The 26,522-nt window shown below is 63.0% G+C and carries 18 protein-coding genes; 7 read left to right on the forward strand and 11 right to left on the reverse strand.

Annotation, left to right across the window (positions count from 1 at the left end):
• The first annotated feature begins 11 nt into the window (after positions 1-11).
• From HX898_RS13720 to HX898_RS13735, 4 genes are all read left to right on the forward strand, one after another.
• Positions 12-1,796 carry a gamma-glutamyltransferase family protein gene (locus HX898_RS13720; protein WP_180194885.1) on the forward strand — a complete coding sequence of 595 codons (1,785 nt, stop codon included), beginning with the start codon at positions 12-14 and terminating at the stop codon, positions 1,794-1,796.
• Positions 1,797-1,798: 2 nt separating this feature from the next.
• On the forward strand, positions 1,799-2,554 hold the full coding sequence (locus tag HX898_RS13725) for a DUF1028 domain-containing protein (protein ID WP_180194886.1): 756 nt from the start codon (positions 1,799-1,801) through the stop codon (positions 2,552-2,554).
• Positions 2,555-2,578: 24 nt separating this feature from the next.
• Complete coding sequence (locus HX898_RS13730; protein WP_180194887.1) at positions 2,579-4,417, forward strand: ABC transporter ATP-binding protein; 1,839 nt, start codon at positions 2,579-2,581, stop codon at positions 4,415-4,417.
• 255 nt (positions 4,418-4,672) lie between these two features.
• Positions 4,673-6,007 (forward strand): glucoamylase family protein, encoded by a 1,335-nt coding sequence (locus HX898_RS13735; RefSeq protein ID WP_180194888.1) that lies wholly within the window; start codon positions 4,673-4,675, stop codon positions 6,005-6,007.
• A 21-nt stretch (positions 6,008-6,028) separates the two neighbouring features.
• On the opposite strand, the gene HX898_RS13740 is transcribed toward HX898_RS13735, so the two are convergent.
• The 6 genes from HX898_RS13740 to HX898_RS13765 all read right to left on the reverse strand — a co-directional run bounded on the left by HX898_RS13740 (position 6,029) and on the right by HX898_RS13765 (position 14,442).
• Positions 6,029-7,066, reverse strand: a complete 1,038-nt coding sequence (locus HX898_RS13740; protein ID WP_180194889.1) for an ABC transporter ATP-binding protein — start codon at positions 7,064-7,066, stop codon at positions 6,029-6,031.
• Positions 7,063-8,730 (reverse strand): iron ABC transporter permease, encoded by a 1,668-nt coding sequence (locus tag HX898_RS13745; RefSeq protein WP_138331872.1) that lies wholly within the window; start codon positions 8,728-8,730, stop codon positions 7,063-7,065. Before HX898_RS13745 ends, HX898_RS13740 begins: the two co-directional genes overlap by 4 nt.
• A gap of 149 nt (positions 8,731-8,879) precedes the next feature.
• A complete protein-coding gene (locus HX898_RS13750) occupies positions 8,880-9,896 on the reverse strand; it encodes an iron ABC transporter substrate-binding protein (protein ID WP_138331873.1) in 1,017 nt (338 codons plus the stop codon).
• A gap of 199 nt (positions 9,897-10,095) precedes the next feature.
• Positions 10,096-11,634: an aldehyde dehydrogenase family protein gene (locus HX898_RS13755; RefSeq protein ID WP_171600236.1), complete on the reverse strand. Its 1,539-nt coding sequence runs from the start codon at positions 11,632-11,634 to the stop codon at positions 10,096-10,098.
• 26 nt (positions 11,635-11,660) lie between these two features.
• On the reverse strand, positions 11,661-12,944 hold the full coding sequence (locus HX898_RS13760) for an FAD-binding oxidoreductase (RefSeq protein WP_138331875.1): 1,284 nt from the start codon (positions 12,942-12,944) through the stop codon (positions 11,661-11,663).
• Between the two features lie 67 nt (positions 12,945-13,011).
• Positions 13,012-14,442: a VOC family protein gene (locus HX898_RS13765; protein WP_180194890.1), complete on the reverse strand. Its 1,431-nt coding sequence runs from the start codon at positions 14,440-14,442 to the stop codon at positions 13,012-13,014.
• An 84-nt stretch (positions 14,443-14,526) separates the two neighbouring features.
• Here HX898_RS13765 and HX898_RS13770 point away from each other — a divergent pair, with 84 nt between their 5' ends.
• From HX898_RS13770 to HX898_RS13780, 3 genes are all read left to right on the forward strand, one after another.
• Positions 14,527-15,435 carry a LysR family transcriptional regulator gene (locus HX898_RS13770; protein ID WP_180194891.1) on the forward strand — a complete coding sequence of 303 codons (909 nt, stop codon included), beginning with the start codon at positions 14,527-14,529 and terminating at the stop codon, positions 15,433-15,435.
• Positions 15,436-15,503: 68 nt separating this feature from the next.
• The gene (locus HX898_RS13775) at positions 15,504-15,740 is read left to right on the forward strand and encodes an Lrp/AsnC ligand binding domain-containing protein (protein WP_003543721.1); all 237 of its coding nucleotides are present in this window, start codon (positions 15,504-15,506) and stop codon (positions 15,738-15,740) included.
• A 251-nt stretch (positions 15,741-15,991) separates the two neighbouring features.
• Positions 15,992-17,170 (forward strand): glycosyltransferase family 4 protein, encoded by a 1,179-nt coding sequence (locus HX898_RS13780; protein WP_180194892.1) that lies wholly within the window; start codon positions 15,992-15,994, stop codon positions 17,168-17,170.
• A 342-nt stretch (positions 17,171-17,512) separates the two neighbouring features.
• Here HX898_RS13780 and HX898_RS13785 read toward each other — a convergent pair whose 3' ends face one another.
• From HX898_RS13785 to HX898_RS13805, 5 genes are all read right to left on the reverse strand, one after another.
• The gene (locus tag HX898_RS13785; RefSeq protein WP_180194893.1) at positions 17,513-20,824 is read right to left on the reverse strand and encodes an oligosaccharide flippase family protein; all 3,312 of its coding nucleotides are present in this window, start codon (positions 20,822-20,824) and stop codon (positions 17,513-17,515) included.
• Between the two features lie 82 nt (positions 20,825-20,906).
• Positions 20,907-22,085 carry a glycosyltransferase family 4 protein gene (locus HX898_RS13790; RefSeq protein ID WP_171600239.1) on the reverse strand — a complete coding sequence of 393 codons (1,179 nt, stop codon included), beginning with the start codon at positions 22,083-22,085 and terminating at the stop codon, positions 20,907-20,909.
• Positions 22,086-22,130: 45 nt separating this feature from the next.
• On the reverse strand, positions 22,131-24,611 hold the full coding sequence (locus HX898_RS13795; protein ID WP_180194894.1) for a glycoside hydrolase family 2 protein: 2,481 nt from the start codon (positions 24,609-24,611) through the stop codon (positions 22,131-22,133).
• Between the two features lie 16 nt (positions 24,612-24,627).
• Positions 24,628-25,620 carry a DUF1839 family protein gene (locus tag HX898_RS13800; protein ID WP_180194895.1) on the reverse strand — a complete coding sequence of 331 codons (993 nt, stop codon included), beginning with the start codon at positions 25,618-25,620 and terminating at the stop codon, positions 24,628-24,630.
• Entirely contained in the window at positions 25,611-26,519 is a 909-nt protein-coding gene (locus HX898_RS13805) for an amino acid--[acyl-carrier-protein] ligase (protein WP_138331884.1), read from the reverse strand. Before HX898_RS13805 ends, HX898_RS13800 begins: the two co-directional genes overlap by 10 nt.
• Positions 26,520-26,522: the final 3 nt, after the last annotated feature.

Consider the following 26,522-nt stretch of genomic DNA (forward strand, 5'->3'; position numbering starts at 1 on the left):
GGACATTTGACATGACCGCATTCACGACCCGTCCCGAGATCCTCGGCACCTTCGGTGTCGTCACCTCGACGCACTGGATCGCCTCGGCCGTCGGCATGAGCATTCTCGAAAAGGGCGGCAATGCCTTCGACGCGGCAGTGGCGACGGGCTTCGTGCTGCAGATCGTCGAGCCGCATCTTTGCGGTCCGGGCGGCGATATGCCGGCGGTGATCTATTCGAAGAAAAAGGACAAGGTCGAGGTCATCTGCGCGCAGGGCCCCGCCCCCGCCGGCGCGACGATCGAACACTATACGTCGGAAGGCCTGAGCCTGATCCCCGGCGACGGGCTGCTTGCGACCGTCATCCCCGGCTCCTTCGATGGCTGGATGCTGATGCTGCGCGACTATGGCTCGATGAGCGTGCGCGATGTGCTGGAACCGGCGATCTATTACGCCGAGCACGGCCATCCGATGCTGCCGCGCGTCTCCGCCACCATTAAGGGGCTCGCCGCCTTCTTCGAGAAGGAATGGCCGACCTCCTACGAGACATGGCTGCCAGGCGGCAGCGCCCCCCAAGCGCATGCGAATTTCAGCAATCCGGTGCTTGCCGAAACCTGGAAGCGCGTCATCGCCGAGGCGGAAGTGAAAAGCGGCCGAGAAGCGCAGGTGCAGGCGGCCCGCGACGCCTTCTATCGCGGCTTCGTCGCCGAGAAGATCGACGATTATCTCAAGACCGCAGAGGTGATGGATGCAAGCGGCAACCGCCACAAGGGCGTTTTGACCGCCAACGACATGGCCAACTGGGCGGCGACGATCGAGGAGCCGCTGACCTATGATTATCATGGCTGGACGATCGCCAAGATCGGCCCCTGGGGCCAGGGCCCGGTCTTCCTGCAGACCCTGTCGATCCTCAAAGGCTTCGATCTCGCCGCGATGGATCCCGCTGGCGCCGATTTCGTCCATACCGTCGTCGAAGCGATGAAGCTCGCCTTCGCCGACCGCGAAATCTATTACGGCGATCCGAATTTTTCGGAGATTCCCATCGCGCATCTGCTGTCGGAGACCTATGCCGCCGAGCGCCGAAAGCTGGTCGGCGCGGACGCCTCCTTTGATCTTCGCCCCGGCATCGTGCCTGGCTTCGAAGCGCAGCATGATCTGACGATGAAGATGCTCGGCGCGGATTCGAAGACCGGCGCCGTCTACGAGCCGACCATGGCGCATCTTTCCGAAAAGCGCGGCGACACCGTGCATATCGACGTCATCGACCGCGACGGCAACATGGTCTCCGTCACCCCATCAGGCGGCTGGCTGCAATCCTCGCCCACGGTGCCCGGCCTCGGCTTCTGCCTCAATTCCCGCGCGCAGATGTTCTGGCTGAAACCAGGCCTGCCGACGTCGCTTGCGCCGGGCAAACGGCCGCGCACGACACTGACGCCTTCGCTCGGCCTCTATGAGGGCCGCCCGACGCTTGCCTTCGGCACACCGGGCGGCGACCAGCAGGAACAATGGCAGCTCTCCTTCTTCCTGCGTTATATCAATCACAAGCTGAACCTGCAGGCGGCGATCGACCAGCCGCTGTTCCATACCTCGCATTTTCCGGGCTCCTTCTATCCGCGCACCCGCGAGCCCGGCAGCCTGATGGCGGAAGCGAATTTCGGCCCCGATGTCCTTGATGCCCTGCGCCGCAAGGGCCACAAGCTGACGGTCGCCGATCCCTGGACGATCGGCCGGCTGACCGCCGCGAGACGCGATGCCGACGGGCTGTTGCGCGCCGCAGCCACCCCGCGCCTGATGCAGGCCTACGCGATCGGGAGATAGTCATGACCTGGTCCATCGTCGCCCGTGATCCCTTGACCGGTCATCTCGGCATCGCCGTCGCCAGCCGCTTCTTCGCCGTCGGCGCCCTTGTGCCGCATATTCGCGGCGGCATCGGCGCCGTCGCCACCCAGGCCTTCGTCAGCCCGCTTTACGGCGTCGACGGCCTGTCGCTGCTTGCCGCCGGCAGGGCACCGGAGGAGATCATCGCCGAGCTGACCGCGCGTGACGCCGGCCGCAATCAGCGGCAGTTGCACCTCATTGACGCGAAGGGGCGCAACGCCACCTTCACCGGCGCAGCATGCATCGACTGGGCAGGGCACCTGATCGACGAAAACGTCTCGGTCGCCGGCAACATGCTCGCTGGTCCCGACGTCATCACTGAGACGCTTGCCACCTACAACAAGGCAATGGACAAGCCGCTGGCCGAACGCCTGCTGTTGGCGATGCAGGCAGGCGAAGATGCCGGTGGTGACAAGCGCGGCAGGCAGTCCGCCGCCCTCGTCATCCACCGCGATCAGGATTATCCCTGGCTGAGTATCCGCGCCGACGATCATCCCGATCCGCTCGCCGAACTTGTCCGCCTCCATGCGGTGGCGGGTGAACGCTACCTGCATGTCGCCGAGACGATGGCGACGCGGCAAAATCCGAACGGCATGACCGACAGGCGCGAGATCGATGAAAAGATCGCGGCGCTGGAAGCGGCCCGCATCGCTGAAGGCAGGCCTTCCGCCTCCTTCACCACGCCTTTGAAGACGTGAAGCAGATAAAACTAAGGGAATGGCATGAGTGATGTTTCTTCGGCCCCCGCCTCTCCGGTTCTCTCCGTCCGGAACCTGACGACCTCCTTCCTCGTCGATGGCGACTGGAAGCGGGTGGTGCGTGACGTCTCCTTCGACGTCCTGCCTGGCGAGACGGTTGCAATCGTCGGCGAAAGCGGCTCGGGCAAGAGCGTCACCTCCCTCTCGATCATGCGATTGCTCGCCAAGGGATCGAGCCGCATCGATGGCGCCATCACCTTGAACGGCAAGGATGTTCTCAGCCTTTCGGAAAGGGAGATGCGCCGGGTGCGCGGCAACGACGCCGCCATGATCTTCCAGGAGCCGATGACATCCCTCAACCCGATCTTCACCATCGGCCGCCAGATCTCCGAAGCGCTCACCTGCCACGGCGAGATCGGCAAGGCCGAGGCGCGGGCCGAGACCGTGCGCCTGCTGGAAAAGGTCCGCATTCCCAACGCCGCCTCGCGCTTCGACGAATATCCGCACCAGTTCTCAGGCGGCATGCGTCAGCGCGTGATGATCGCCATGGCGCTCGCCAGCCGGCCGAAATTGCTGATCGCCGATGAGCCGACGACGGCGCTCGACGTGACGATCCAGGGCCAGATCCTCGACCTGATCAAGATGCTGCAGGAAGAAGAGGGCATGTCCGTGCTCTTCATCACTCACGACATGGGCGTCGTCGCCGAAATCGCCGACCGCACCATCGTCATGTATCGCGGCGAAGCGGTGGAAACCGGCACGACCGACGACATCTTCCATCGCGGCAGGCATCCCTATACCCGCGCTTTGCTCTCGGCCGTGCCACGCCTCGGCTCGATGGCCGACCGGAAATGGCCGCTGCGTTTCCCCGTCGTCGATACCACGACTGGTGAACGGCGCGAGCCGGTCGAGGTGGCCGATACCGTCGACCGCCGCCGGACGCCGATCCTCGAAGTCAAGAACCTCGTTACCCGTTTCGATATCCGCGGCGGGCTGCTTGGCCGCAAGACGGGCGCGATCCATGCGGTCGAGGACGTCTCCTTCGATCTCTTCCAGGGCGAGACGCTGTCGCTCGTCGGCGAATCCGGCTGCGGCAAATCGACCACCGGCCGCTCGATCACCCGCCTCGTCCAGCCGAACGGCGGCAGTGTCAGCCTCGACGGTTATGACGTGCTGAGCCTTGACGCAGTCAGTCTCAGACGGATGCGCCGCAGCATCCAGATGATCTTTCAGGATCCCTTCGCCAGCCTCAACCCGCGCATGACCGTCGGCGCCGCCGTCGCCGAACCGATTACGGAGCACGGCCTCGGCACTGGCGCCCAGGCTCGCGACAAGGCGGCCGATCTTCTCGAACGCGTCGGGCTGAAATCCGACATGATGAAACGCTATCCGCACGAATTCTCCGGCGGTCAGCGCCAGCGCATCTGCATCGCCCGCGCGCTCGCACTCGATCCGAAGGTGATCGTCGCCGACGAAAGCGTTTCGGCCCTCGATGTCTCGATCAAGGCGCAGGTCTGCAATCTGCTGATGGACCTGCAGCAAAGCCTCAACCTCGCCTTCCTATTCATTTCTCACGATATGGCGGTGGTCGAGCGCGTCAGCCACCGTGTCGCGGTGATGTATCTCGGCGAAGTCGTCGAGATCGGCCCGCGCGCGGAACTGTTCAGCAACCCGCAGCACGCCTACACGAAGAAGCTGATGGCAGCTGTGCCGGTTCCCGACCCCTCACGGCGCGGCATCAAGCGCAACCTCGGAACCGACGAGCTCAAGAGCCCTGTCCGCCCGGTCGGCTACGTCGCGCCGCCACGCCGATACCGGGAAGTGACGGCAGGCCATCTGGTGCGGGTCGATGAAGCCGCCTGAACGCGAAAAAACCACTCTCCAAAGCATCAGAAAAACAAGTATTGCGGGAAAATAACCCGCGCCGGTGGCGCGCGGACCGTCTTTTTTGCTGCACCGCTTATATGACTTCTGCTAGATATTATTTTACCGATAATTATTAACGACCGATTCCACCCTTTTGTGTTCTCTTATCCTTGCGAATCAAAAAGGTTTGATTTGCCCGGGGACGGCCCCCATGTTGAAGCATGGGGCGATGCAACAGTTGGGTAGGAGCCTATGCTGCAACGGATTGAAGACATTGATGCAGCGCTCGTCGACAGGCTGCAGCATTCGGCATTCAAGTACTTCCTGAAATATACCAATCCCGAAAACGGCCTTGTGGCGGATACCTCGATCGGCGGGGTCCCGTGCAGCATCGCAGCCGTCGGCTTTGCGCTTTCCTCCTATCCTGTTGGTGTCGAGCGTTTATGGATCAGCCGCGAGGAGGCAGCCGAACGCACGGTCAATACGCTGCGGTTCTTCGCCGAGGCGCGCCAGGGCGAGGAACGCCACGCCACCGGCCACCGCGGCTTCTTCTATCATTTCCTGCACATGGATACCGGCCATCGCGCCTGGAACAGCGAGCTTTCGACCATCGACACGGCGCTGCTTGTCGCCGGCATCCTCACGGCCGCGCAATATTTCAATCGCGAAGACGACGAGACGGAAACCGAAATCCGCGAACTCGCCACCTTCATCTACGAACGCGTCGACTGGCGCTGGGCGCTGAACAAGGGCGACACTATTGCCATGGGTTGGAAGCCCTCTTCCGGCTTCCTGCGCTGGCGCTATCACGGCTTCGACGAGGCGATCATCCTCTATACGCTGGCGCTCGCCTCGCCGACGCACCCGATCCCGCAATCGAGCTACGACGCCTTTACGTCAAGCTATTCCTGGATGCTGCATGGCGAGCAGTCCTATCTCTATGCGGGGCCGCTGTTCATCCACCTCTTCTCGCATGCCTGGATCGATTTCCGCACCATTCAGGACAAGCCGATGGCCGAGCGGAACTGGGACTATTTCCGCAATACGCAGGTGATGATCAACGTCCAGCGTGACTATGCCGAGCGCAATCCCGGCCAGTTCGTCGGCTATAACAGGAATATCTGGGGTTTCTCCGCCTGTGACGGCCCGCCGCCGACACGGCGCATGCGCGGCGGCCGCCAGCCGAAGGTTCTGGGTTATGCCGCCCGCGGCGCACCGCTCGGCCCCGATGACGGCACGATCGCACCCTGGGCTGCACTTGCCTGCCTGCCCTACGACCGGCAGGCGGCTCTCGACGGCACCAAGGCGCTTCTGACCACCTATCCGAACCTGCTCTTGGAAGGCGGCTTCCCCGGCGGCTTCAACCCGACGGTCAAGACCAAGCGGCCGGAAGGCTGGGTGGACGACCGCACCGTCGGCATCGACCAGGGGCTTGTCGTCATGACCATCGAGAACGACCGTTCGGATTTCATCTGGAAACTGATGCGGCAATCGCCGGTCATCCGCCTCGGGCTCGAGCGCGCCGGCTTTACCGGTGGCTGGCTCGAAGGCATCGAGCCGGAAGAACTGGTACGCAAGGTCGGCTAGGTCTAGAGCTGTCGCGCGGTATCAGTTCTCGAAGACATGCGCCTTGCCGGCGATATCGAGGCGAACGAGGTCTCCCCGCGCTGGAAGCGCGACGCTCGAGGTCTTGATCAGGATCGGCGGCAGCGCCACGCCGTCGAGCGAGACGGCGACCGTGCAGACCGCGCCGCCGAATTCCACCTCGACGACACGCCCGCCATAGTCGCGATCGCTTTCATCGGCGACGACACGGATCTGCTCGGGCCGCAGCATGATTTCCGCTTTCCCCTGACGACTGCCCTCGACGGCTACACGGCCGAGGGCACAGTCTGCGAGGCCGTTTCGGATGATGGCGGGAAGCAGCACGGCATCGCCGAGGAACAGCGCCGTCTCGCGATCGCGCGGATGCAGATACAATGATTGCGGCGACCCGGCCTGGATCAGCCGTCCCTCCCTGAGCACCGCCACCTGATCCGCAAAGGTCAGAGCCTCTTCCTGGTCATGGGTGACGAGAATGGTGGTAATGCCGGCCGCCTGCAGCACACGCGCAACCGCCTTGCGCATGTTTTCACGCAGGCCGGTATCGAGTGCCGAGAAAGGTTCGTCGAGCAGCATCAGCCGCGGCTTACGGCCGAGCGCGCGGGCCAGCGCCACACGCTGCTGCTGCCCGCCGGAAAGCTGATGCGGACGCCGGACCAGCATGCCGCGGTCGAGCTCGACCATGTCGAGCAACTCGACGATGCGCTTCTCGCGATCGGGTGCGCCTCGTTCAAAGCCGAAGCCGATATTCTCGGCAACGCTCAGATGCGGAAACAGCGCACCGTCCTGCGAGACGATGCCGATGCCGCGCTTGTGTGCCGGTACTGTCGCCGGACCGTCCGCGAGCAGGTCGCCATCCAGCGTCACCCGGCCGACATCGGGTTGCTCGAAGCCGGCAATGATGCGCAGCAGCGTCGTCTTGCCCGAACCGGACGGGCCGACGACCGCCGTGCGGCTGCCCGCCGCGACGTCGAGCGAAATATCCTTCAACGCCTGGACGGGGCCATAGCGCTTGCTGATGTTCTCGATCGTAAGCAGCGTCATTGGCCGGCGGTCCGTTTCGATTGGGTATAGAGCATCAGGGTCAGCGGCAGCGACAGCACGACCATCATGAAGGCGTAGGGGGCGGCCGAGACATAGTCGATCTCGCTGGTCAGCGACCAGAATTTCGTCGCCAGCGTATCGACGCCGTTGGGCGACAGCATCAGTGTCGCCGTGAGTTCATTGGTGATGCCGAGTGCGGCCAGCGCGACGCTGGCAGCCGCTCCCGGTGCTGCAAGCCGCATGGTGATCTGCCGCACTGCCTGACCCGGAGTGCGGCCGAGGCCCATCGCGGCGCGCTCCAGCTCCACCGGCGCCTGGGCGATGCTGGCGCGCAGCCCGACCATGGCGCGCGGCAGGAAAAGCATCACATAGGCGACGAGCAGCGTTGCGAAGGTCTGATAGAGCGGCAACACGAGACGCACGGTGATCGTCACCAACGCTAGCGCCACGACGACGCCCGGCAGCGAGCCGACATAATAATGGCAGGCTTCGAGCACCCGCTGGAAACGGCCGGGCGCACGCACGGAAAGCCAGGCCATCGGTGCTGCGGCAATCGTCGCCAGCACGCCGCCGACAACGGCAAGCACGATGGTCTGCAGGAAGGCGCTGCCGACTTCGATGCGCCAGATATCGATGCCGCCGAGATAGAGCCAGCGGCCAAGCGTCACCAGCGGCACGCCGAGCGTCAATACCGCCAGGATGACAGGCAGCAAAACGGCGGGCACCATGAACCAGCCCAGCCGGCGGCGGTCTGTGGGGCGTGGCGAGCCGGAGCCGACGCGGGCATAACGTTCGTTGCCGCGCACCAGCACCTCGAAGCCGAGCAGAAAAAGACAGCAGGCGACGAGCACGCCGCCGAGCATGTTGGAGGCCGGGCTGTTGTAGGAGGACTGGAACTGGTCGACGATCGCCGTCGCGAACGTGTCGAACCGGATCATCACGAACAGGCCGTACTCCGAAAGCAGATGCAGCGCGATCAGCAGAGAACCGCCGCAGATGGCGAGCCTGAGCTGCGGCAGCACGGCGCGGAAGAAGACGCGCCAGGGATTAAGGCCCAGCGAGGCCGCGGCATCCTCGATAGCCGGATCGAGACGGCGCAGCGCTGCGGCGACCGGCAGGTAGAGGAACGGATAGTAGGCGATGACCGAGACGAAGACGCCGCTCTGCAGGCCGCGCATGCCGGGAACGAGGCTGACCCAGGCATAGCTGTGCACGAAGGCAGGCACGGCGAGCGGAGCGATCGCCAGCCAGGCCCAGAGCCGGCCGAAAGGAATGTCCGTCCGCTCGGTCAGCCAGGCGAGCGTCACGGCGAGTGCGATCGACACCGGGATGGTGATCGATTCCAGCAGAACCGTATTGACGAGAAGTTCACCGACGCGTGGCCGGAAGACCAGGGTCTTCACCGTTTCCCAGCCGACATCGTAGGTTACCCAGCCGATGAAGCCGAGCGGCACGAGACTGAAGATCGCGACGACGGTTGCAAGCAGGATCACCGAAGCGTGCGGCATGCGTCCGCGCGGCAAAACCATTCGCGTGGCCCTCGGCGCGACCGGCGCCTGGTTGCCGGATGCGAGCAATCTGTTGTCCTGCAGCAAGGCCGATGCCTTTACACGCTGAAAAAGGAAGGCAACCGCCTTTGAAAGGCGGTTGCCGGATGTCGTCATGCCCTAAGGTTTTCTTGAGCCAAATGCAATAGTTTTGGCCGGAAGACGCCTGCGGCAGAAAGGTCAAAGCATGTCGCGCAAAAGTGTGCCGCGGTTTTGCGACGACGACATGCGGAAAACCAAAGATCTAAAGTGTGGCGCGCCACGCTTTAGATCAGGCCGGCGGCCGTCATCAGCTCGACGACCTTCTTGCTGTCGAGGGTCGAAGCTTCGACCTTCGGCGCGTTGAGGTCGGCAAGCGGCGTGAGCTTGTCGTTGGAAGGCGCATCCTTGCCGATGGCATATTCATAGGAGGTGCCGTCCTTGAGAACTCCCTGGCCTGCCTTACCGGTGACGAACTTCAGGAAAGCCTGGGCTTCCTTCATGTGCTGGGTAGACTTCAGGACGCCGCCGCCCGAAACGCTGACGAAAGCGCCCGGATCCTGGTTCTTGAAGTAATGCATGCCGACATTCTTGCTGTTCTCGCCGGTTTTCGCCTGATCGCCGAACCAGTAGTAGTGATAGATGACCGCGCCTTCGACTTCGCCCGCATTGACGGCCTTCATGGCGACGCTGTTGCCCTTGTAGGGGGTGGCGTTGTCCTTGAGGCCCTTCAGCCATGCCTTGGTGGCATCTTCGCCCTTCAGCTGCAGCAGGGCTGCGACGATAGCCTGGAAGTCGGCGCCGGCAGGTGCCGCACCCCAGCGGCCCTTCCAGGCCGGATCCTGGAGGTCGAGCAGCGACTTCGGCAGCTTGTCTTCGGTGAGCTTCGTCTTGTCATAGGCAAAAACGGTGGTGCGGGCGGCAATGCCGGTCCACATGCCGTCAGCCGGGCGATACTGATCCGGAACCTGATCCAGCGTTTCCTTTTCGATGGGAGCGAAAAGGCCCGCGCCATCGACCAGCGTCATCGCCGGCGAATTCTCGGTCAGGAATACGTCGGCCGGAGAGGCGTCGCCTTCCTGGATGATCTGGTTGGCGAACTGCATGTCGCTGCCCTGGCGCATGGTGACCTTGATGCCGGTCTCCTTGGTGAAGGCATCGATCCATTCGCGGCCGAGGCTTTCGTGCTGGGCATTGTAGACGACGAGACCTTCATCCTGCGCATTGGCGCTGCCTGAAAGCGCGGTGGCGGAAAGAAGCGAAGCGGCAAGCGCGAGGGAAAAACGGTTAAGAGCAATTTTCATGATGGCCTCCGTAGCGATGTCACCCGAGCTCTCCAAGGGCGATCAGAGGCGTATATTTTTCCTGACTGGCAATTTCAAGTTTGGCTTGGCAGGAAAAGACATCACAATATCTTGACTAAATATTTCATATTACAAGGGAATAAGTCTCGATTTGAACAAAAAGGCGGCACTCCCGAGCGCCGCCTCTCTTTCAGCCCGCCTATTCGACGTCGAACTTGACGCCTTGCGCCAGCGGCAGCGTCCTGCCGTAATTGATCGTATTGGTGGAGCGGCGCATATAGGCCTTCCAGGCATCAGAGCCGGATTCGCGGCCGCCGCCAGTCTCCTTCTCGCCGCCAAAGGCGCCGCCGATTTCGGCACCCGATGGCCCGAGATTGACGTTGGCGATGCCGCAATCCGAACCGCGCGCCGAGACGAAGGTTTCAGCCTCGCGCATGTCGTTGGTGAAGATCGACGACGACAGCCCTTGCGGCACGGCATTGTGCAGCGCCAGCACTTCGTCGAAATCGCTGTATTTCATCACATAGAGGATCGGCGCGAAGGTCTCATGCTCGACCGGTCCGGTCTGATCGGGCATTTCGACAAGCGCCGGGCGAACGTAGAAGGCCTCGGTCGAGCCGGTTTCGACGCGGTCGCCGCCGGTCACCGTGCCGCCGGCCGACTTCGCCTCGCCAAGCGCTGCCTGCATGTTCTTAAAAGCCTGGCCGTCGATCAACGGTCCTACAAGCGTGCCGGTCTCCAGCGGATTGCCGATGGTGACGGAGCCGTAGGCCTTCTGCAGGCGCGGCACCAACTGGTCGTAGATGCTGTCATGCACGAAGAGACGGCGCAGCGTCGTGCAGCGCTGGCCGGCCGTGCCCATCGCGGAGAAGGCGACGCCACGCAGCGTCAGGTCGAGATCGGCGCTCGGGCAGACGATCGCCGCATTGTTACCGCCGAGCTCAAGAATGGCGCGGGCAAAACGCTGCGACAGGCGCGGACCGACGGAGCGGCCCATGGCCGTCGAGCCCGTGGCGGAAACGAGTGGGATCTTCGGATGGTCGACCAGCACTTCGCCGACCTCACGGCCGCCGATGATCAGCGTCGACAGATTGGCCGGTGCGGTACCGCCCTCGGCGACGAAACGCTTCAGCGCCTTTTCGAACAGAGCCTGCACGGCAAGCGCCGTCAACGGGGTCTTTTCCGAGGGCTTCCAGACGGTGGAATTGCCGCAGACCATCGCAAGTGCTGCATTCCACGACCAGACGGCAACGGGGAAATTGAAGGCGGAAATGATGCCGATCACGCCGAGCGGATGCCAGCTTTCCATCATCCGGTGCTCGGAGCGTTCGGTGGCGATCGTCAGGCCGTAAAGCTGACGGGATAGGCCGACCGCGAAATCGCAGATGTCGATCATCTCCTGCACTTCGCCCAGACCTTCCGAAGTGATCTTGCCAACCTCGATCGAAACGAGACGGCCGAGCGCCGCCTTGGAGGCGCGCAGCTCTTCGCCGAGCAGGCGGACCAGTTCGCCGCGCTTCGGCGCCGGCACGGCACGCCATTCGAGGAAGGCCTGGTGCGCCGCTTCGATTGCCGCCTTCGTCTCGGAAACGGAATGTTCCCTGAGTTTGCCGATTTCCTTGCCGGTGACCGGCGAGGTGACGGAAAGCGTGCCGCCGTGATAGCGGCCGGCATCGACGCCGAGTTCGGCAAGCAGCTTGGCGGTTTCGGTGGCGAGATCGAGGACGGCGATGGTCATTGTCGTGTTTCCAATCTTATTGTGCTTTAGAAGCGGGCATCGGCGAAATGGGCAACCTGAGCGCCGGCTTCGTACCATATTTCCTTGAGTGCACGGAAGCTTGGTTCGGTGGGCGCAGTCAGCGGTAGCGGCAGATCGGCTTCCGGAAGCCGGCCGAGGATATGCTCTGCCAGCGTGCGACCAAAGACCGTGCCGGGTGCAATGCCGCGGCCATTGTAACCCGAAAAGCCGACGACCCCAGGCGCGAATTTGTGGAAGCGCGGCAGCGCATTGTCGGTCATGCCGATCTGGCCATACCATTCGCACTCGAATTCGACATCGCCGACCACAGGGAAAAGCCGCTTCAATGCGCGTTTGGCCCAGCCCTTGTGTACGGCAAGCCCGGTATTGCGCAGCGCCCCGACACTGCCGAAAACGAGCCGGCCGGCCTGGTCCATGCGGAAAGAGGAGAGGATTTCCTTGGTATCCCATGCGCCTTCCCGCCCTGGCAGGATCGACTGACGCAGATTGTGGCCCAGCGGCACGGTGGCGAAATTGAAATAGGGCAGATGCACCTGTTCGCTGCGCACCTGCTCCCACGGGCCGGTGCTGTAGGCATCCGTTGCGACGATGATCCACTCGGCGCTGACTTCGCCGCTTGCCGTCTTCACGGTCCAGCGGCTGCCATTGCGCTCCGTCGCGATGACCGGGCTGGATGTGTGAATGGCGACGCCGGCCTTGACGGCGGCATGGGCAAGGCCGCGCGCATAGGCAAGCGGCTGCAGCGTGCCGGCGCGTTTGTCGAGCAGCGAGCCGGTGTAGGCATCGCTGCCGATGCGTTTTGCCGTTTCCGCCGCATCGAGCAGCGTCACGGCTGCGCCGCGGGCGGACCATTGCGCCGCGCGATCCTCGATTTCCTTCAGCCCGTCCGCGCCGACCGCGCAATGCAGCGTGCCGTTCCGTTCGAGTTCGCAGGCAATCTGATGTTTGTCGATCAGCTCCATGACGAGCTTCGGCGCATTGCCGAGCAGATCGAGCAGACGTTCGCCATGCACCGGGCCGAGCACGTTGGGCAGATCGTTCGGCATCACCCACATGCCGGCATTGATCAGCCCGACATTGCGCCCGGCGCCGCCGAAGCCGATCTCCTTGGCCTCCAGCAGCACCACCTTCGACCCGGCCTCGGCAAGATGCAGGGCGGAAGAGAGGCCGGTGTAACCGCCGCCGACGATGACGACGTCGGCCGACATCGCACCGTCGAGAGGCGAGGTCGTCGGCGCTTCGGGCGCTGTCTTTTCCCAGAGGCCGTGGGAGCGCGGATCATTCAGCATGGCTCAGTCCGATCGGAGCGAAATCGCGGATACTCTAATGCAAAAAAGAAAGTGTTGAACCTGGCATTCACGCAACGGTCTTCAACGGCAGGCCCGCAAGGCCGAGCGCGGCCAGCGCCGAATCCAGCGATGCCGCCTGGCGTTCGGCGTAAAGTGCCAGCTCGTCCTGAACGGTAGCGCCAAGTGCTGCCTCGAAGGCGTCACGGTTCGAGCGGGTCGCGTAGTTCTGCTGCTGGTCGGTGCCGAGGTTCGACTGGAAGATGCCGGCCGCGCTGACGGGCAGGAAGTCTTCGTAGACGATCGGGGTGAAGGCGAGGTAACCCTTGGCAATCAGCGACTCCGGATCGCCGGGCAGCGTGCTGCCGGCCGCAGCGGCAATGCCCGCAGGCGTCGCGGCATAGCGGAAGAAGGCCAGATCCTCGTTGCGCAACTCATCCCAGCTGTCCGGCAGTGCCCTGAAACGTGCGGCGAGTTCGTCGTCGTAGGCACCGGCCTTGGTGCCGCTGGCGCCCACCTGCACCTCGCCGCGAACCGAGGCGAGCAGCTGGTCGTAGAGCGTCCGGCCCTTCGCCGTCAGCGCCACGCCGCGCTGTTCGATCTCGCCGAAGCGGGCGGTATGTGTCCCTTGAATCGCACCGTCATCACCGGAAAAGGCGATCATTTCTTCCAGCGCCTTGAAACTCGTCTGTCGCAGCAGGATATCGCAATGACGGCGCGGCGGCCCTTCGATGACGGCCTTCGGCGTGATGCCGCGTTCCGGCATGCGCGCCTGGACCGCGTCGATATCGAGCGTGCGCGGCGTCAGATGGTTGATATGCGGCCCTTTGAAGCTGACGACGTCGGCGATCAGCCGGTGGGCATCATGCAGGCGCTTATAGGTTTCGGCGCTGACTGTCGCTTCACCATGCCAGCGGAAGGTTTCCAGCGCCTCGGCAACGAATTCCGTCGCCTCTGCATCGGTCAGGCCGCCGTTCTGCTCGTGGCGCTCGATCAGCGTGACGGCGCGCGGCGTATAGATCCGCCGTTTCGCCAGAATGGCTTCGGCCTCGCGGCGCAGCCCTTCGTCCTCGATCAGCTCCAATCGCAGCAGCGAGGTGAAGACGCGGAACGGGTTGACGTTGAGCGCTGCCTCGTCGATTGGCCGGAAGCTGGTGGAATGAACCGGCACACCGGCGACCGAAAGATCGTAATAGCCGACCGGCTGCATGCCCATGACCGCAAACAGCCGGCGAATGGTGAAGAGCTCGTCAGCCGTACCGAGCCGGATGGCGCCGTGGCGCTCGACATCGATGCGCTCCAGCTCGCCGGCTTGAGCCAGACGTTCGCGCAGATCGGGATCGTTTTCGAGGCAGCCGGCATTCACATCCGCCACCAGTTCGATCAGCGTGCCGTATTGCGGCACCTCCGCCCGGTACATCTGCGACATCGCCTCGGTGAACAGCGATCGGATGCGGTCTGGGGAAACGAAGGCTTGCGGCATTGAGAAACTCCGGATCATTCCGTTTTTGCAGGATGAACCTCTTTACACACGCGACAAAGCCGCAAATATCGCTATTTCGGAAATAGCCCATTCTGAAACGGAATGACCATGCTGACGTCCAGACGTTTTCTGCCATCGATTTCGCATCTCGCCGCCTTCGAAGCGGTTGCCCGTACCGGCAGCGTGACGGCAGCGGCGCGCGAACTCGATCTGACGCAGAGCGCCGTCAGCCGCCAGGTCAGCGCGCTGGAAGAGCAGCTTGGCGTCGAGCTCTTCCGGCGCGAACGCCAGACCATGCGGCTGACGCTTGCCGGCGGCGGATATGCCCGCGAGATTCGCGAGGCGCTGCGGCGTATATCGAGCGCCTCGCTGAATCTGCGCGCCAATCCGCATGGCGGCACGCTTAATCTCGCCATCCTGCCGACTTTCGGCACGCGTTGGCTGGCGCCGCGCCTGCGACGCTTTCTCGCCGCCAATGCCGGCGTGACCATCAATCTGGTGACCCGACTTTCGCCCTTTGATTTCCGCCTCGATTCGATCGACGCCGCCATCCATTTCGGCCATCCGCACTGGCCGGGCGCCGAACTCGCGCTTCTGATGTCGGAGCGCACGGTGCCGGCTTGCAGTCCGGATTTTCTCAAGCGATACGCGATCTCAGGACCGGAGGATCTGCTCGCCGTTCCGCTTCTGCATCTGACGACACGTCCCGACGCCTGGGAGCAATGGTTCGCCAGCAACGGCGTTTCTTTCGAAAACGTGCACGGCATGCTCTTCGACCAGTTCGCCACCGCCGCGCAGGCGGCAATCGCCGGCCTCGGCGTCGCCCTGCTGCCGACATTCCTGATGCAGGAGGAGATCAGGCGCGGCGATCTCGTCGCCGCTGTCGACCGTGAAATGGAAAGCCGCGAGCGTTATTATCTCGCCTTTCCGCCCGAGCGCGCCGATTATGCGCCGCTTGCCGCCTTTCGCGACTGGATCGTCGTAGAAGCCACCACTAACCCGGCTGCGTGACGAACGGCTTGCATCGGCAGGGCGCTTTCGACCATTATGCCTACCAAACAACTTTGCAGGAAATCTCCATGAAGCCGATCTTCGTCCAGCTCCAATGCGCACCCGGCAAGACCTATGATGTCGCCGACGCCATCTACCAGACCGAACTGGTCTCGGAGCTCTATTCGACCAGCGGCGACTACGATCTGCTGCTGAAGGTCTATATCGAGGAAGGCCAGGATATCGGCAAATTCATCAACGACAACATCGCCAATATTCCCGGCATCGTCCGCTCGCTGACGACGCTGACCTTCAAGGCATTTTAGAGCAATTCCAGCAAAAGTGTGCAGCGGTTTTGCGTCCGGAATTGCGTGAAAACAAAAGAGATAGAGCGTTTCAGTGATTCGAGAAAAGCGGAAACGCTCCGAATTCACGTCAGACACGGTTAACCTTTTTCGCGAAGAATCGCCCGCGCAGGACGTCGCCTAAACCGCGCCTTAACGCCGAGCATATCTGGTCGTTGTTATATCACGGGCCCGCGTCAGCGCGGGCCGGCACGTGCAGCGATAGGTGGAAAATGTCGATCGTCGAGGCAGATAGGGCGCGCGAGAACCCGCAGTTGGAAACGGCACCGCTGATCGTCCATGTCGTGCGCCAATTCCTGCCCAATCGCGGCGGCCTGGAAGACGTCGTCGCCAATCTCGGCCACCAGACCGTGCGCCGCGGCTATCGCGTGCGCGTCGTCACGCTGGATTCGCTCTTCACCGCGCCAGAGGACAAGCTGCCGCTTCGCGAAGATATCGACGGCATCGAGGTGGTGCGCATTCCCTGGTTTGGCACCAGCCGTTATCCGCTGGCACCGCAGGTTTTCCGCCATCTCGCCGACGCCGATCTCGTCCATGTCCATGCCATCGACTTCTTCTTCGACGCGCTCGCCTGGGGCCGGCTGCTGCACGGAAAACCGATGATCGTCACCACCCATGGCGGCTTCTTCCACACGCGGAAATACGCGGCGATCAAGAAGATCTGGTTCCGGACGCTGACCCGCGCTTCGGCGATGGCCTATCGCCGCGTCGTCTGCTGCAGCGCCTCCGACCTCAAGCAGTTTTCAGAAATCGTGCCCGACAGCCTGCTGATCGAAAACGGCGCCGATATCGGCAAGTTTGCCGACACCGCTTCACGCCGGGCAAAGCGCCGCATCGTCACGATCGGCCGGTTCTCGGTGAACAAACGGCTGGACCACCTGCTCGATGCGATGGCCATGTTGAAGACCCGCGATCCGGAATGGCATCTCGACATCGTCGGCGCCGAATCCGACCTGAACCGGGCGGATGTCGAAGGCGCAATCGAAAGCCGTCATCTGTCCGGCCGCGTCACCCTGCATGTGTCGCCCGAGAACGACACCATCCGGCGCATCATCGCAGAAGCCTCGATTCTCGCCTCCGCCTCGGAATATGAAGGTTTCGGCCTGGTGGCGCTGGAGGCGATGAGCGCCGGCCTCCTGCCGGTGCTGAACGCCAACGATGCATTTGCGACGCTTGCCGCCCGGCATCCCGTTCTCATGCTTGCCGATTTCACCAATCCTGAGAGCGCCGCCACGGCGATCGAAGCGGCCCATCAAGCTCTTTCGCGCCAACCGGACGCCGTTCGCGCCGAGCTTCTCGACGCCGCCCGCGGCTATTCCTGGGATATCGTCGCCGGACATTATATTGATCTCTACAGATCGCTTGATGTCAGCGCCGCAGAAAGCATCTGATCCTGTCTTCCTACCGCATAAGCGCTACAGCCTTGCGCGTGTGAAAAGACGCGTGAGCTGTAAAATCCCTAGAGCCTTTCCGGGTTAGATTGAAGCATTCTGCCGGAGCAGGTTTTCGTCAGGGCAAAGGCGATTGGCGACGGGCATACCTCTTGGTACGTCCGAGCCGATCGCCTTTGATCCTGGCGGAAAGATGCCCGGCCCTTCGGGTTGGCTGAAACGGGCCGGCTGATCGACCGGCCGGCTTGGCCGTAGAGCCGGCTACGACGCGCGCCGGCCGGTCGACCATCCGACTCCGTTTGAGCCAACAGAATGCTTCAATCTAACCCGGAAAGGCTCTAGTCACGCTCTCGCCAGACGGATGATCTCGTCGAGCACGAATTTGCGCGATTGCGGCGGCGTCAGATTGTGGTCGGCATCCGGTAGCATCAGCAGGCGCACGTTCGGATAGCGCGAAAGCCTGGCGCCGCGCGGCCCGAAGTGGAAATAGACATGGTCGAGCCCGACATCACCCTCGCTGTAGATCAGCGTCAGCGGCACCTTGCGTTTGCCGAACAACGCGAAGGAGTGCCGGACCTCGCGGGCAATATGGCGCCGGTCGGGGAGCAGCTCGAGCAGCGGCGCGATCCAAGGCGACAGCCGGCGGCCGGCGGCGATGACGATATTCTGCAGCGCCGCAACGACATCCACCTGGCCGCGCAGCAGCCGCTTCAGCGTGTCGAGCCGCGCCAGACGCTGGCTGTAATCATCGAGGCTACGGGGAACGGAGACGACATGCTCCCGGCGCACCGGCATGTCAGGATCCCAGTAATAGACGAAGGGATTGATCGACACGACAGCCTTCAAGCGCTCATCGGCGACGCCGGCGCGGAAGGCGACATAGCCGCCGCTGCATCGGCCGGCGACCATGACGGGGCCGGCGACGACACCTTCGAGCAGATCGAGCGCGGCGACTGCATCTCCGGTCTGCGTATCCGAATAAAGCACCTGTTCCGGCGCATCCGGCCGCGGCGGGCTGTCGCCGACATTGGCGGAATCGAAGCGCAGCGAAACGACGCCTTGGCGGGCAAGCTCGCGCGCCATATCAACCGTCGTCCGTCCCCAGCCGGCATGCCGATCATAGGCCGTCGACAAGAAGAGCACGGCATTGCCCTTGATCTCGCCGAGCGGCCGGCTGACGACGCCGACCAGATGATTATGGCTTCCGAAACGCACCGGAGCTTCGGCAAACCCATCGCCGGCAAGCGGCGGGTTGTCGATCGCCGCCGGTGAATGGGCGACGGATGTCTCTGTCGTCGTTGCCTCCAGCCACGTCGTCAGCAGTGCCACGACAGCCATCGGCGTCTTGGCAAACAGCGGATTGGTAGCGAGCTCGTCATAGCCGTCGAAGGCCTTCTGCTCGACATCGGCGCCAAGCGCCTTCAGCGCATCGGCAAAGCCGGTATCCTCGGCCTTGGCAGGACGTTCGAGGATCAGATAGCGGGAGGTTGCGAGCCCCTGCGGCGAGGCAATGTTGAGCTTGCCGAGCTCGGCGGCGATCTCTTCGGGCATGACGAGCCCGGCGATCTGCACCTTGGCGATCTGGACATGCTCCTTGCCGAGGCCAAGATCGGCATCGATGATCTTGGACCACATGTTGAGTTCGCGCAGATAGGCCCGGCCGCTCAGCACCGGCGCCAGCATGACGAGGCTGTCGACGCCTTCGATCGAGGAGCCGACGCGGTGGGCAAGCGTCGCACCGAGGCCCTGGGCGATGAGGATGATGCGGTCGCAGCCGCTCAGCGACTTGAGCTTATCGGCGGCCGCACGGATCGAATCTTCCCAGGTTTCCAGCCTCGCCGGCAGTGCGCCGAAATCGAGCGCATCGCCGGTGCCGCGATAGTCGAAGCGCAGGCTCGGCACGCCGATATCCGAGAAATGCTCGGCCGCGACGCGGAAGAATTTACGGCTGCACATCTCCTCGAAACCCCAGGGACTGACGAAGAGCACCGCGGCCGAACGTTTCTTGGCGAGAGGATTTTCAGGCATGAACAGCCCGATCGTGCCGTCGAAGACCACAGGCAGGGCGGCGCTGCGTCCCGCCCCCTCGGCCGGTTCGAGCGAGAATTCACCGGGCGCGACCTTCGCACGATCGGGATCGCCGGGAAGCCGCGGCGCGATGAAATTGATCGCGTAGCCAACCGGTCGCCGCAGCAGGGACGGCATCTTCTCGAGAATGGAGCGCATGACTTCGACATCCTCGCCCGGCACGGCGCGCAGCACCCGGAGTGCTGCAAAATAGGCGAATGCGCCGGCGATGATGGCGCCGACCAATCCGGCCGGACCCTGGACGAATTCCAGCACGGAAGTCGCTCCGCAAGCACACAGCACGGAGGCGAGCGTCACCTTCGTCAGGCTTGCGTAGAGACCCGAAAGCTGGGATCCGAATCCTGTCTGTCTGATCATCATCACCGACATCGCAACGAATACGAGGATGCGCACGAGTGCGGCACCCTCGGCGGCAAGCCTAGGTACGATCAGTAAACAACCCGCTACCATCAGTAGGCCACCTATCACACTGATGTTCAGGCGGGAGCGGGCCCTGTCCATCGACAGCAAATAGAGGCTGAGGATCTGCATGAAGGTATAGGCGGGAGCAACGAGCGCAAGCAGCGCCACTACCGTCCCGCTGCGGCGGAATGCTTCGCCGAACACCACGAGCACCAGTTCGCTAGAGATCGCGGCGAGCCCCAGGCTCATCGGCAGCACGATATAGGCCATGCTGCGGGTAACGGCGGTAAAGACCTCGACCGGCAATGTCGAATCGTCGCTGCTGTGCCGCCGCTCGGAATAATAGGGCAGCAGGCTGCCGGTCATCTGGATCGGCAGTTGCAGCGCGATATTGGCGATCGACAGGCCGACGGCATAATAGCCGACCATCTCCACCGACCAGAACTGCTGCAGGAAGAGAAGCTCGAGGCGGTTGAGGAAAATGGAATCGATGATGAACTGGATCGACAGGATGACGGAAGAGGAGGCGAGATATTTCAGCGAGACCCCGCACCAGTCGCGCCGCGCCAGAAGGATCGGCAGCGTGGCGAAAAACAGCACGAGCTGGCCGAGCGCATAACCGACGAGAACGCCCTCGACGCCGTAGAAAACGGCGCCGACGGCAACGCCGGCAAGCTGCACGATCGAGACGGCGACCGTCAGCTTAAAGAAAGCGCCGAGCTTCTTTTCGCCGATCAGGTAGAATTTGACGAAGGATCCGATCGCCTGGATAAAGAACAGCACGCCCGTGACCAGAGCGACGGATGGCGCGGTGTCGGCCCAGTGCATCTTTTCGGAGGTGAGGAAGAACAGCGCGTAGAGCGCCAGCAGCCCGACGGTCGAGAACATCATGAAGCTGACGAGGATGGCGGCAAAACCCCGCCGGCGGCGCGCGTCGAAGCCTTCCGCCGAAAGTTGCGGCAACGTCTTCAGCAGCGTGATGCTGGAGCCGAGCTCGGCGATCGAGGCGCCGGTCACCACCAGCCAGAGCGAGAAGGCGACGATGCCGTTGGCTTCCGGCCCGAGCAGCCGCGCGGTTATGATCGATGACACAAAGCCCGTCAGAAGCAGCAGCATGCCTGCCGCCGCGTTCATCACCGAGTTTGCGATAATACCCTTCGACATCTGTCCATCCGTCAGGATCGGCCTACCGCCGCATACCCGCCATCTCTAATGCGAAAATGTTAAAATAAAGCGGAGTGGCACCTTAGCTGGCCTGCATCGCCGCCAGCGTCTGAAGCGCCTTCTCGTAGCTGTTTTCCGCGAGGTAACGTAGCAGGAACTCCCGCGCCTTCTCGGCCTTCTCTCGTGCACGCTCGGGTGTGCGGAAGATATCTTGCAGGTGCGCGGCCGCCGCCTCGGGTGAGGGATCGGCCCAGACCGCGCCTTCGAGCCCGGCAAATTCGGGATGGGTATCGACCACCGGAATGAGGGGAGAGGCAACCAGCCAGCTATTGTCGGGATCGCAGAAATCCACCGTGCCCGACCAGGCCGTGGAAATGACGGGTGTACGCTGCATGATCGCCTCGGCCACCGTCAGCCCGAAACCCTCGGAACGATGCAGTGAAAGATAGGCATCTGAGCAGCGGATGAGGCCATTGATATCGGAATCCGACATCCTGTCGGTAACGATCCTGATCCGGGTATTGCCCGCGACCGAGGCGACCAGTTCGCGCAGGCCCTCATCCTTGTTGATATCGCCGCTGGCCTTCATCAACAGGAAGGCGCTGGGGCATTCGGCGGCAAATATCCGGAAGGCCTCGATGACGGCTTGCGGATTCTTCCGGTTGATCGAGGAGCCGGCGCTGAAGATGAAGCTGACGAGAAAGGCGTCTTCCTTGATGCCGAATCTCTGACGCATGCCTTCCGTCGCAGGCTTCTCGGTGACGGGATGCGGAACGACGATGACCGGTGCCGCAGTGAGGGGCGCAATCGCCCGCCTGGTGAATTCCGACGGCACGAAGACGGCATTCATGTAATGCATCGCATTGCGCCACTCGGCCGGCACGACTTCGAGCTCCCAGGCGAAATAGCCGATGTTGAAGGCGCGGGTGAAATTCGCCACGCCCTTCTTCAGGATGGCGCGCGGCAGCATCGGCGGATTGAGATGCCAGATCCGGCTTCCCGCGGGTTCGGTGGAGAGATGCGACGGCATCCATCCGGCGAAGGAATTCTCGTCAGGATGCGTGCTGACGTCGGAGAGCGAAATCGCCCGCCCCGCCTCCGACAATGCGCCGGCGCAGAGCCTTGCCGATTCGCCGACGCCGACCGCCATCGAGAGATAGCCGACGATTTCCACCGGCCTGCGCGGATTGAAAGCAAGACGCGACCGCGGGATCAGCCGCTGCAGAACATGGGCGCGCAGAAAGCGGTATATCGTTCTCAAATCACGGTCTTTCCCAATGGATCGGCATCATCCTTCGCAGCGGCGTCAGCCCTCGATTGCGACGCGATGCGAACTGCCTAGACTTCTGATCTCGCCCGCAGGCGGAATGTCGCTTTCCACGCCGGACAGCGCGTGGAGCTTCACGCGCCGCATCGCGCCGGGGGCAAGGTGGAACCAGTCGTCGTCGGCCCGATAGCCTTCGACGTCGATATGCACAGATTGCGCCAGCCGGTCGGCCCTGAGGTCAACGAACCAGTTGTCGCCGTCTCTGGTGAATGATGCTTCGATACCTGCATCATGCAGCGCCTTCCCCCGTCCGCACGGGAAGTGGAAGCTCTCGGCGAGAATGGCGCCGTCCGCCAGCGAGCGCAGGCGCGCCACACTGGCATCATGCGCCGGCGGCCCGAAACGGAAGGCATAGGTCGTGTCGAAGAAGGCGCCGAACAGCGCGGTGCAGGCAAGGCGCTCCGTATCTCTTGCCGCCAGCTTGAAGGCCCTGCTGCCGCTGACGACCTGCTGTTTTCCACCGCGCAGACAGACGACCTCGAGCTCGACATCGAGTGCTTCATCCGTCTCGTTGACGACATGCACGTCGAGACCGTTCGTTCCCTCGTCGGTGAAAACCACTTGCACCGGCCGGAATGCACGGCGCATCGCATACCAGACCGGCTTCGGCTCTCCGGTGGAGTCGATCACTCCCCAGCCGGGGCCGGGCAGCAGATCCTGCAGCGTCCAGACGAGCGCGCCATTGCAGGCGGAGCCCTTGCGCCGCCATTCGGCAAAAGTCTCCTCGATCACCTCGCCGGTAACGGCGCGGGAGAGATCGAGATAGCGTTCCGGATCTTCGCGGCGCAGCTCAGCCGGATCGAAACCGTAGAGAAGCTGCAGGTAGAAGTCGCGAACATCCTCGAAATCCCACGATGCACTGCGGTCGCGGGGCACGCGAGCCTTCCATAGCGGGCTGTGGACGGCGGGCACATCGAGATGACGCTGCAGCGTCCTTTGCTGCGGCACATGCGCGAAGGCGAGGCTTTCCGAGGCAAAACGCACATCGGCGCGGCGCGCATCGGCAATCGGCCGCATATAGGCACCGACGCCGTAATAATGCGCGATACCGGCATTGGGCGAAAAGGGCATCGCTCCGCCATATGGCGAGTTCGGCACATAGGGCACATCGGGGCGCATGCGGGCGACGACCGCCGGGATGATTTCATCGGTGACCGGCCCGCTCCAAAATTCCGCCGGCAGACCGAGCATTGCCGCCTGCTGGTGGACTTCGCTGCCGCCGCAGAGCACGGCCAGCGAAGGCGACGCCTGCACGCCGTGCAGGAATTCCTCGACCTCCGCATGCACGTGGCCAAGAAAAGCCTTGTCGTTGCGCGGATAATCAAAATTGGCGAACATGAAATCCTGCCAGACGAGCAGACCGAGTTCGTTGCAGAGCGCGAAGAAATCCGGCGTTTCGTAGGCCATGGTGCCGCCGATGCGGATCATGTTCATGCCAGCTGCAGCGGCAAGCCGCAGGAACGGCTCATAGTCCGCCCGCCCGCCCGGCAATCGCGCGATATCGGCCGTCGTCCACACCGCGCCGCGGCAGAAGATGCGTTCGCCGTTGACGAGGAGCGCGAAGTCATCGCCATGGGCACCACGGTCGATGTCGATACGTCGAAAGCCGGTCCTGCCGAGCGGATATTCCACGCCGTCGGAAACCAGCGTCAGCGCGTAGAGACGCGGAGCGCCATGCGTATGCGGCCACCAGGCCTCGATGTCGGAAAGCTTGAGGATAGCCGAGTAATGACTGTCGCCGACCTTCTCGAAAGGCTGCTCCATCCCGCTGCAGCGCAGCAGCATTGAGGGATTCTCGGCATTGCTATGCAGGGAAACGCTGAGGCGGCCGACACCACTCTCCTCCAATACGGCGCGGATGGAGACATTGTCGATCGAGACGGGATGACGCCGCACCATCGCAATCGGCCGCCATGGGCCGACGGCATGGATATCGGGGCACCAGCCCGGCATATGGCCGAGCAGCGTCGTGCGGAAATTCTTCAAGCCCGCCGGCGTGATCATCTGCGGCCGCCAGCGCGCGCGCGGGCCCGGCTCCGACAGACGGGGGCCGAGCGCCCGGAAGCACAGTGCCAGTTCGTCGCCGCCCGAAAGCGTCACCGGAATCTCGTGCGCCGTGAACATGCTCTCGGAAAACAGGATTTCCTGGCCGTTCAGGAAGACATGGCAAAGCGTCGCCAGCCCTTCGAAACGCAGGATCGCGTCGCCGGGCTCGGCATCGAAAAGCCGGCAAAGATACCAGGCATCCCGCGTGTTCAGCGGCTCGGGATTTTCACGGTCGAAGAGCCCGGCTTTTTCGAGCGCGGCGGCGACGGTGCCGGGAACGGGTGCTGGTATGAACTGTGCGGAGAGCGGGATGTCGTGCGGCACGGCGCAGGCGCCCGGCTCCGTCAGGATCAGGTTCCAGCCTTCGGAAAGTAGACTTTCCTCGGCACCGATGCTCGCCAAACGCCCCCGCATGGTCAGATCTCCGGCCTCAGATTCGCCCCGCAAGCGACGCCATCATGGAATCCCATGCATCGGCGGCCGGATCAAGTGCTGCCTGCAACGGCTCGAACTTCCTGCGGGTGACGGCGCGGGCAAGCTGGAACTGCACCGATTTCGCCACCTCCGAAATACGCCTGGCATGCTCGGCGGCAGCGGCGAATTCACCAGGGGAAAGCCAGGTGAGGTAATCGGCCGCCAGCTCGAAATTGGCGCCCACCTGGCGAAGCGTGTTGAAGGCGTATTTGTGGAAGAAGCCGAACGGCCGTTCCGCCAGCGATTCGACCTGTTGCGGAAAGACGCTTGCAAAGGCGCGGATCGGGTTTTCGCGGGGACGCCGGGCAAAATGAAAACCGGCAAGCCGCCGTGCGCTCGCGCGCAGATGCGCCTCATCTGCCGGCCTTTCCGGGAAACGCGCAAATTCCGTGTAGGGCAGGAATGGCGGGTCGTTTTCCGTCAGATGCAGCTGGAACAAACCGTCGAAATCCTCGCCTTCGAGACGGAAATAACCGGCATTGTGGAAATAATCGACGCGCTTGGCCGCAACGTCCAGGCGGTTGATAGCAACCGTCGTCTTGCCGTGCTCCTGCCGGTAGGCCGTGCCGCGCGTATCCGGCATGTAGAAGGAATCCATTTCGATCAGGCAGAGACGAGCCCGCGCGATCTGAACCTCGACATGGCGTTCGACACGGTCGTAGATGGCAAGCTCGGTCACACGAATGCCGTAGAGCGCTTCCAGATCCTCAAGCGGCACCTTGAAGAAGGTGAACTGGTCGCCCTCGAAATCCTGCGTCAGGGTAAAACCCAGCATCGCCTCGGGCGCAACGCCTGATGTCGCCAGAACCTCGATCCAGAGATCGACATAGCAATTGGTTTCCGGCCAGGCGCGCTCGCCGGTATGCAGCGCATGCGCCCGGTAGGTTTCCGGGTCGATTCCCGAAAATACCCCCGAAAATACGGATGTCATCGATTTGCTCAGCCCCACAGCGCTTTCCGTACGCTGGCCGGCCAGTGCTTCACATCGAGTCCGTGATGATGGAAGAGGGCAAGGGCGATGCGCTCCAGTCCGAAGCCGACGCAGGCGGTGTGCGCGACACTGCCGTCCTCGAGATTGAGACCCCATTTCGTGCCGAAGGCATCCTGATGGTAGTTGAAGCTCATGCAGGCGGTCGGATTGGCAGCCGAGGTGATCGGGATCAGCAGCTCGAACTTCAGGTTCTGGTCGCGCTGATTGTTGGCGAGCATCTTGCCGGCGCGGCCGAAGAACGGATCATTGGCAACGTCGATCGTCACCTCGAGGCCGACGGTCTTCATCATCTCGACGCCGCGATCCATCCAGCGCTGGCGGAAATCGGTGACGTGCAGCTCTGTGCCCATGCAGACATATTCACGCATGCGGAACAGCTGCTGTCGGGCAGGGTCTTTCGACGGCTCATGGCGGAAGCAATAGGATTGCAGGTCGAAGAGGCCGCCCGTCTCCGGCAGATTGCCGCGCTTGGCGATCGTCGGATAGAGCGGATAGCAGGCAGCCGGCGTCAGCACGATGTCGGTCGCCTCCTGTCCCTTGGTCCAGTCTTCCCCGACTTCCATGCATTGCAGCAGGCTGACATGATCGAGCTCGCTGCCGCAGAAGCTGTGCACCGTGCCGGCGAGCTGCGGAAAGCTCTTCATGTAGCCGCTCTTTTCGAAGAAGGCGCGGTTCATGCCGGGCGGAAAACGCATGGCTTCGGCACCATCGGCGCCGCCGAACGTGTCGATCAGGCGCTCGAAGGCAGCGATCACGTCTTCGAACTGGCCGCTGCGGCCGTAGAGCCCGTCGATGCCGGTATCGATCAACAAGCCGGATTCGAAAAGCCGGTCCAGAAACGAGGTCTGCATATCCATGAC

It is taken from the genome of Rhizobium sp. WYCCWR 11128, from assembly GCF_013416305.1.
Classification (GTDB): Bacteria; Pseudomonadota; Alphaproteobacteria; order Rhizobiales; family Rhizobiaceae; genus Rhizobium; species Rhizobium indicum.

What these genes read in the sequence shown, in the direction of transcription:
- HX898_RS13750 (WP_138331873.1), bottom strand. Translation starts at nt 9,896, where the DNA reads ATGAAAATTGCTCTTAACCGTTTTTCCCTCGCGCTTGCCGCTTCGCTT.
- HX898_RS13785 (WP_180194893.1), bottom strand. Translation starts at nt 20,824, where the DNA reads ATGTCGAAGGGTATTATCGCAAACTCGGTGATGAACGCGGCGGCAGGC.
- HX898_RS13775 (WP_003543721.1), top strand. Translation starts at nt 15,504, where the DNA reads ATGAAGCCGATCTTCGTCCAGCTCCAATGCGCACCCGGCAAGACCTAT.
- HX898_RS13740 (WP_180194889.1), bottom strand. Translation starts at nt 7,066, where the DNA reads ATGACGCTGCTTACGATCGAGAACATCAGCAAGCGCTATGGCCCCGTC.
- HX898_RS13735 (WP_180194888.1), top strand. Translation starts at nt 4,673, where the DNA reads ATGCTGCAACGGATTGAAGACATTGATGCAGCGCTCGTCGACAGGCTG.
- HX898_RS13765 (WP_180194890.1), bottom strand. Translation starts at nt 14,442, where the DNA reads ATGATCCGGAGTTTCTCAATGCCGCAAGCCTTCGTTTCCCCAGACCGC.
- HX898_RS13770 (WP_180194891.1), top strand. Translation starts at nt 14,527, where the DNA reads ATGACCATGCTGACGTCCAGACGTTTTCTGCCATCGATTTCGCATCTC.
- HX898_RS13720 (WP_180194885.1), top strand. Translation starts at nt 12, where the DNA reads ATGACCGCATTCACGACCCGTCCCGAGATCCTCGGCACCTTCGGTGTC.
- HX898_RS13780 (WP_180194892.1), top strand. Translation starts at nt 15,992, where the DNA reads ATGTCGATCGTCGAGGCAGATAGGGCGCGCGAGAACCCGCAGTTGGAA.
- HX898_RS13725 (WP_180194886.1), top strand. Translation starts at nt 1,799, where the DNA reads ATGACCTGGTCCATCGTCGCCCGTGATCCCTTGACCGGTCATCTCGGC.
- HX898_RS13805 (WP_138331884.1), bottom strand. Translation starts at nt 26,519, where the DNA reads ATGGATATGCAGACCTCGTTTCTGGACCGGCTTTTCGAATCCGGCTTG.
- HX898_RS13795 (WP_180194894.1), bottom strand. Translation starts at nt 24,611, where the DNA reads ATGCGGGGGCGTTTGGCGAGCATCGGTGCCGAGGAAAGTCTACTTTCC.
- HX898_RS13760 (WP_138331875.1), bottom strand. Translation starts at nt 12,944, where the DNA reads ATGCTGAATGATCCGCGCTCCCACGGCCTCTGGGAAAAGACAGCGCCC.
- HX898_RS13730 (WP_180194887.1), top strand. Translation starts at nt 2,579, where the DNA reads ATGAGTGATGTTTCTTCGGCCCCCGCCTCTCCGGTTCTCTCCGTCCGG.
- HX898_RS13745 (WP_138331872.1), bottom strand. Translation starts at nt 8,730, where the DNA reads ATGACGACATCCGGCAACCGCCTTTCAAAGGCGGTTGCCTTCCTTTTT.
- HX898_RS13755 (WP_171600236.1), bottom strand. Translation starts at nt 11,634, where the DNA reads ATGACCATCGCCGTCCTCGATCTCGCCACCGAAACCGCCAAGCTGCTT.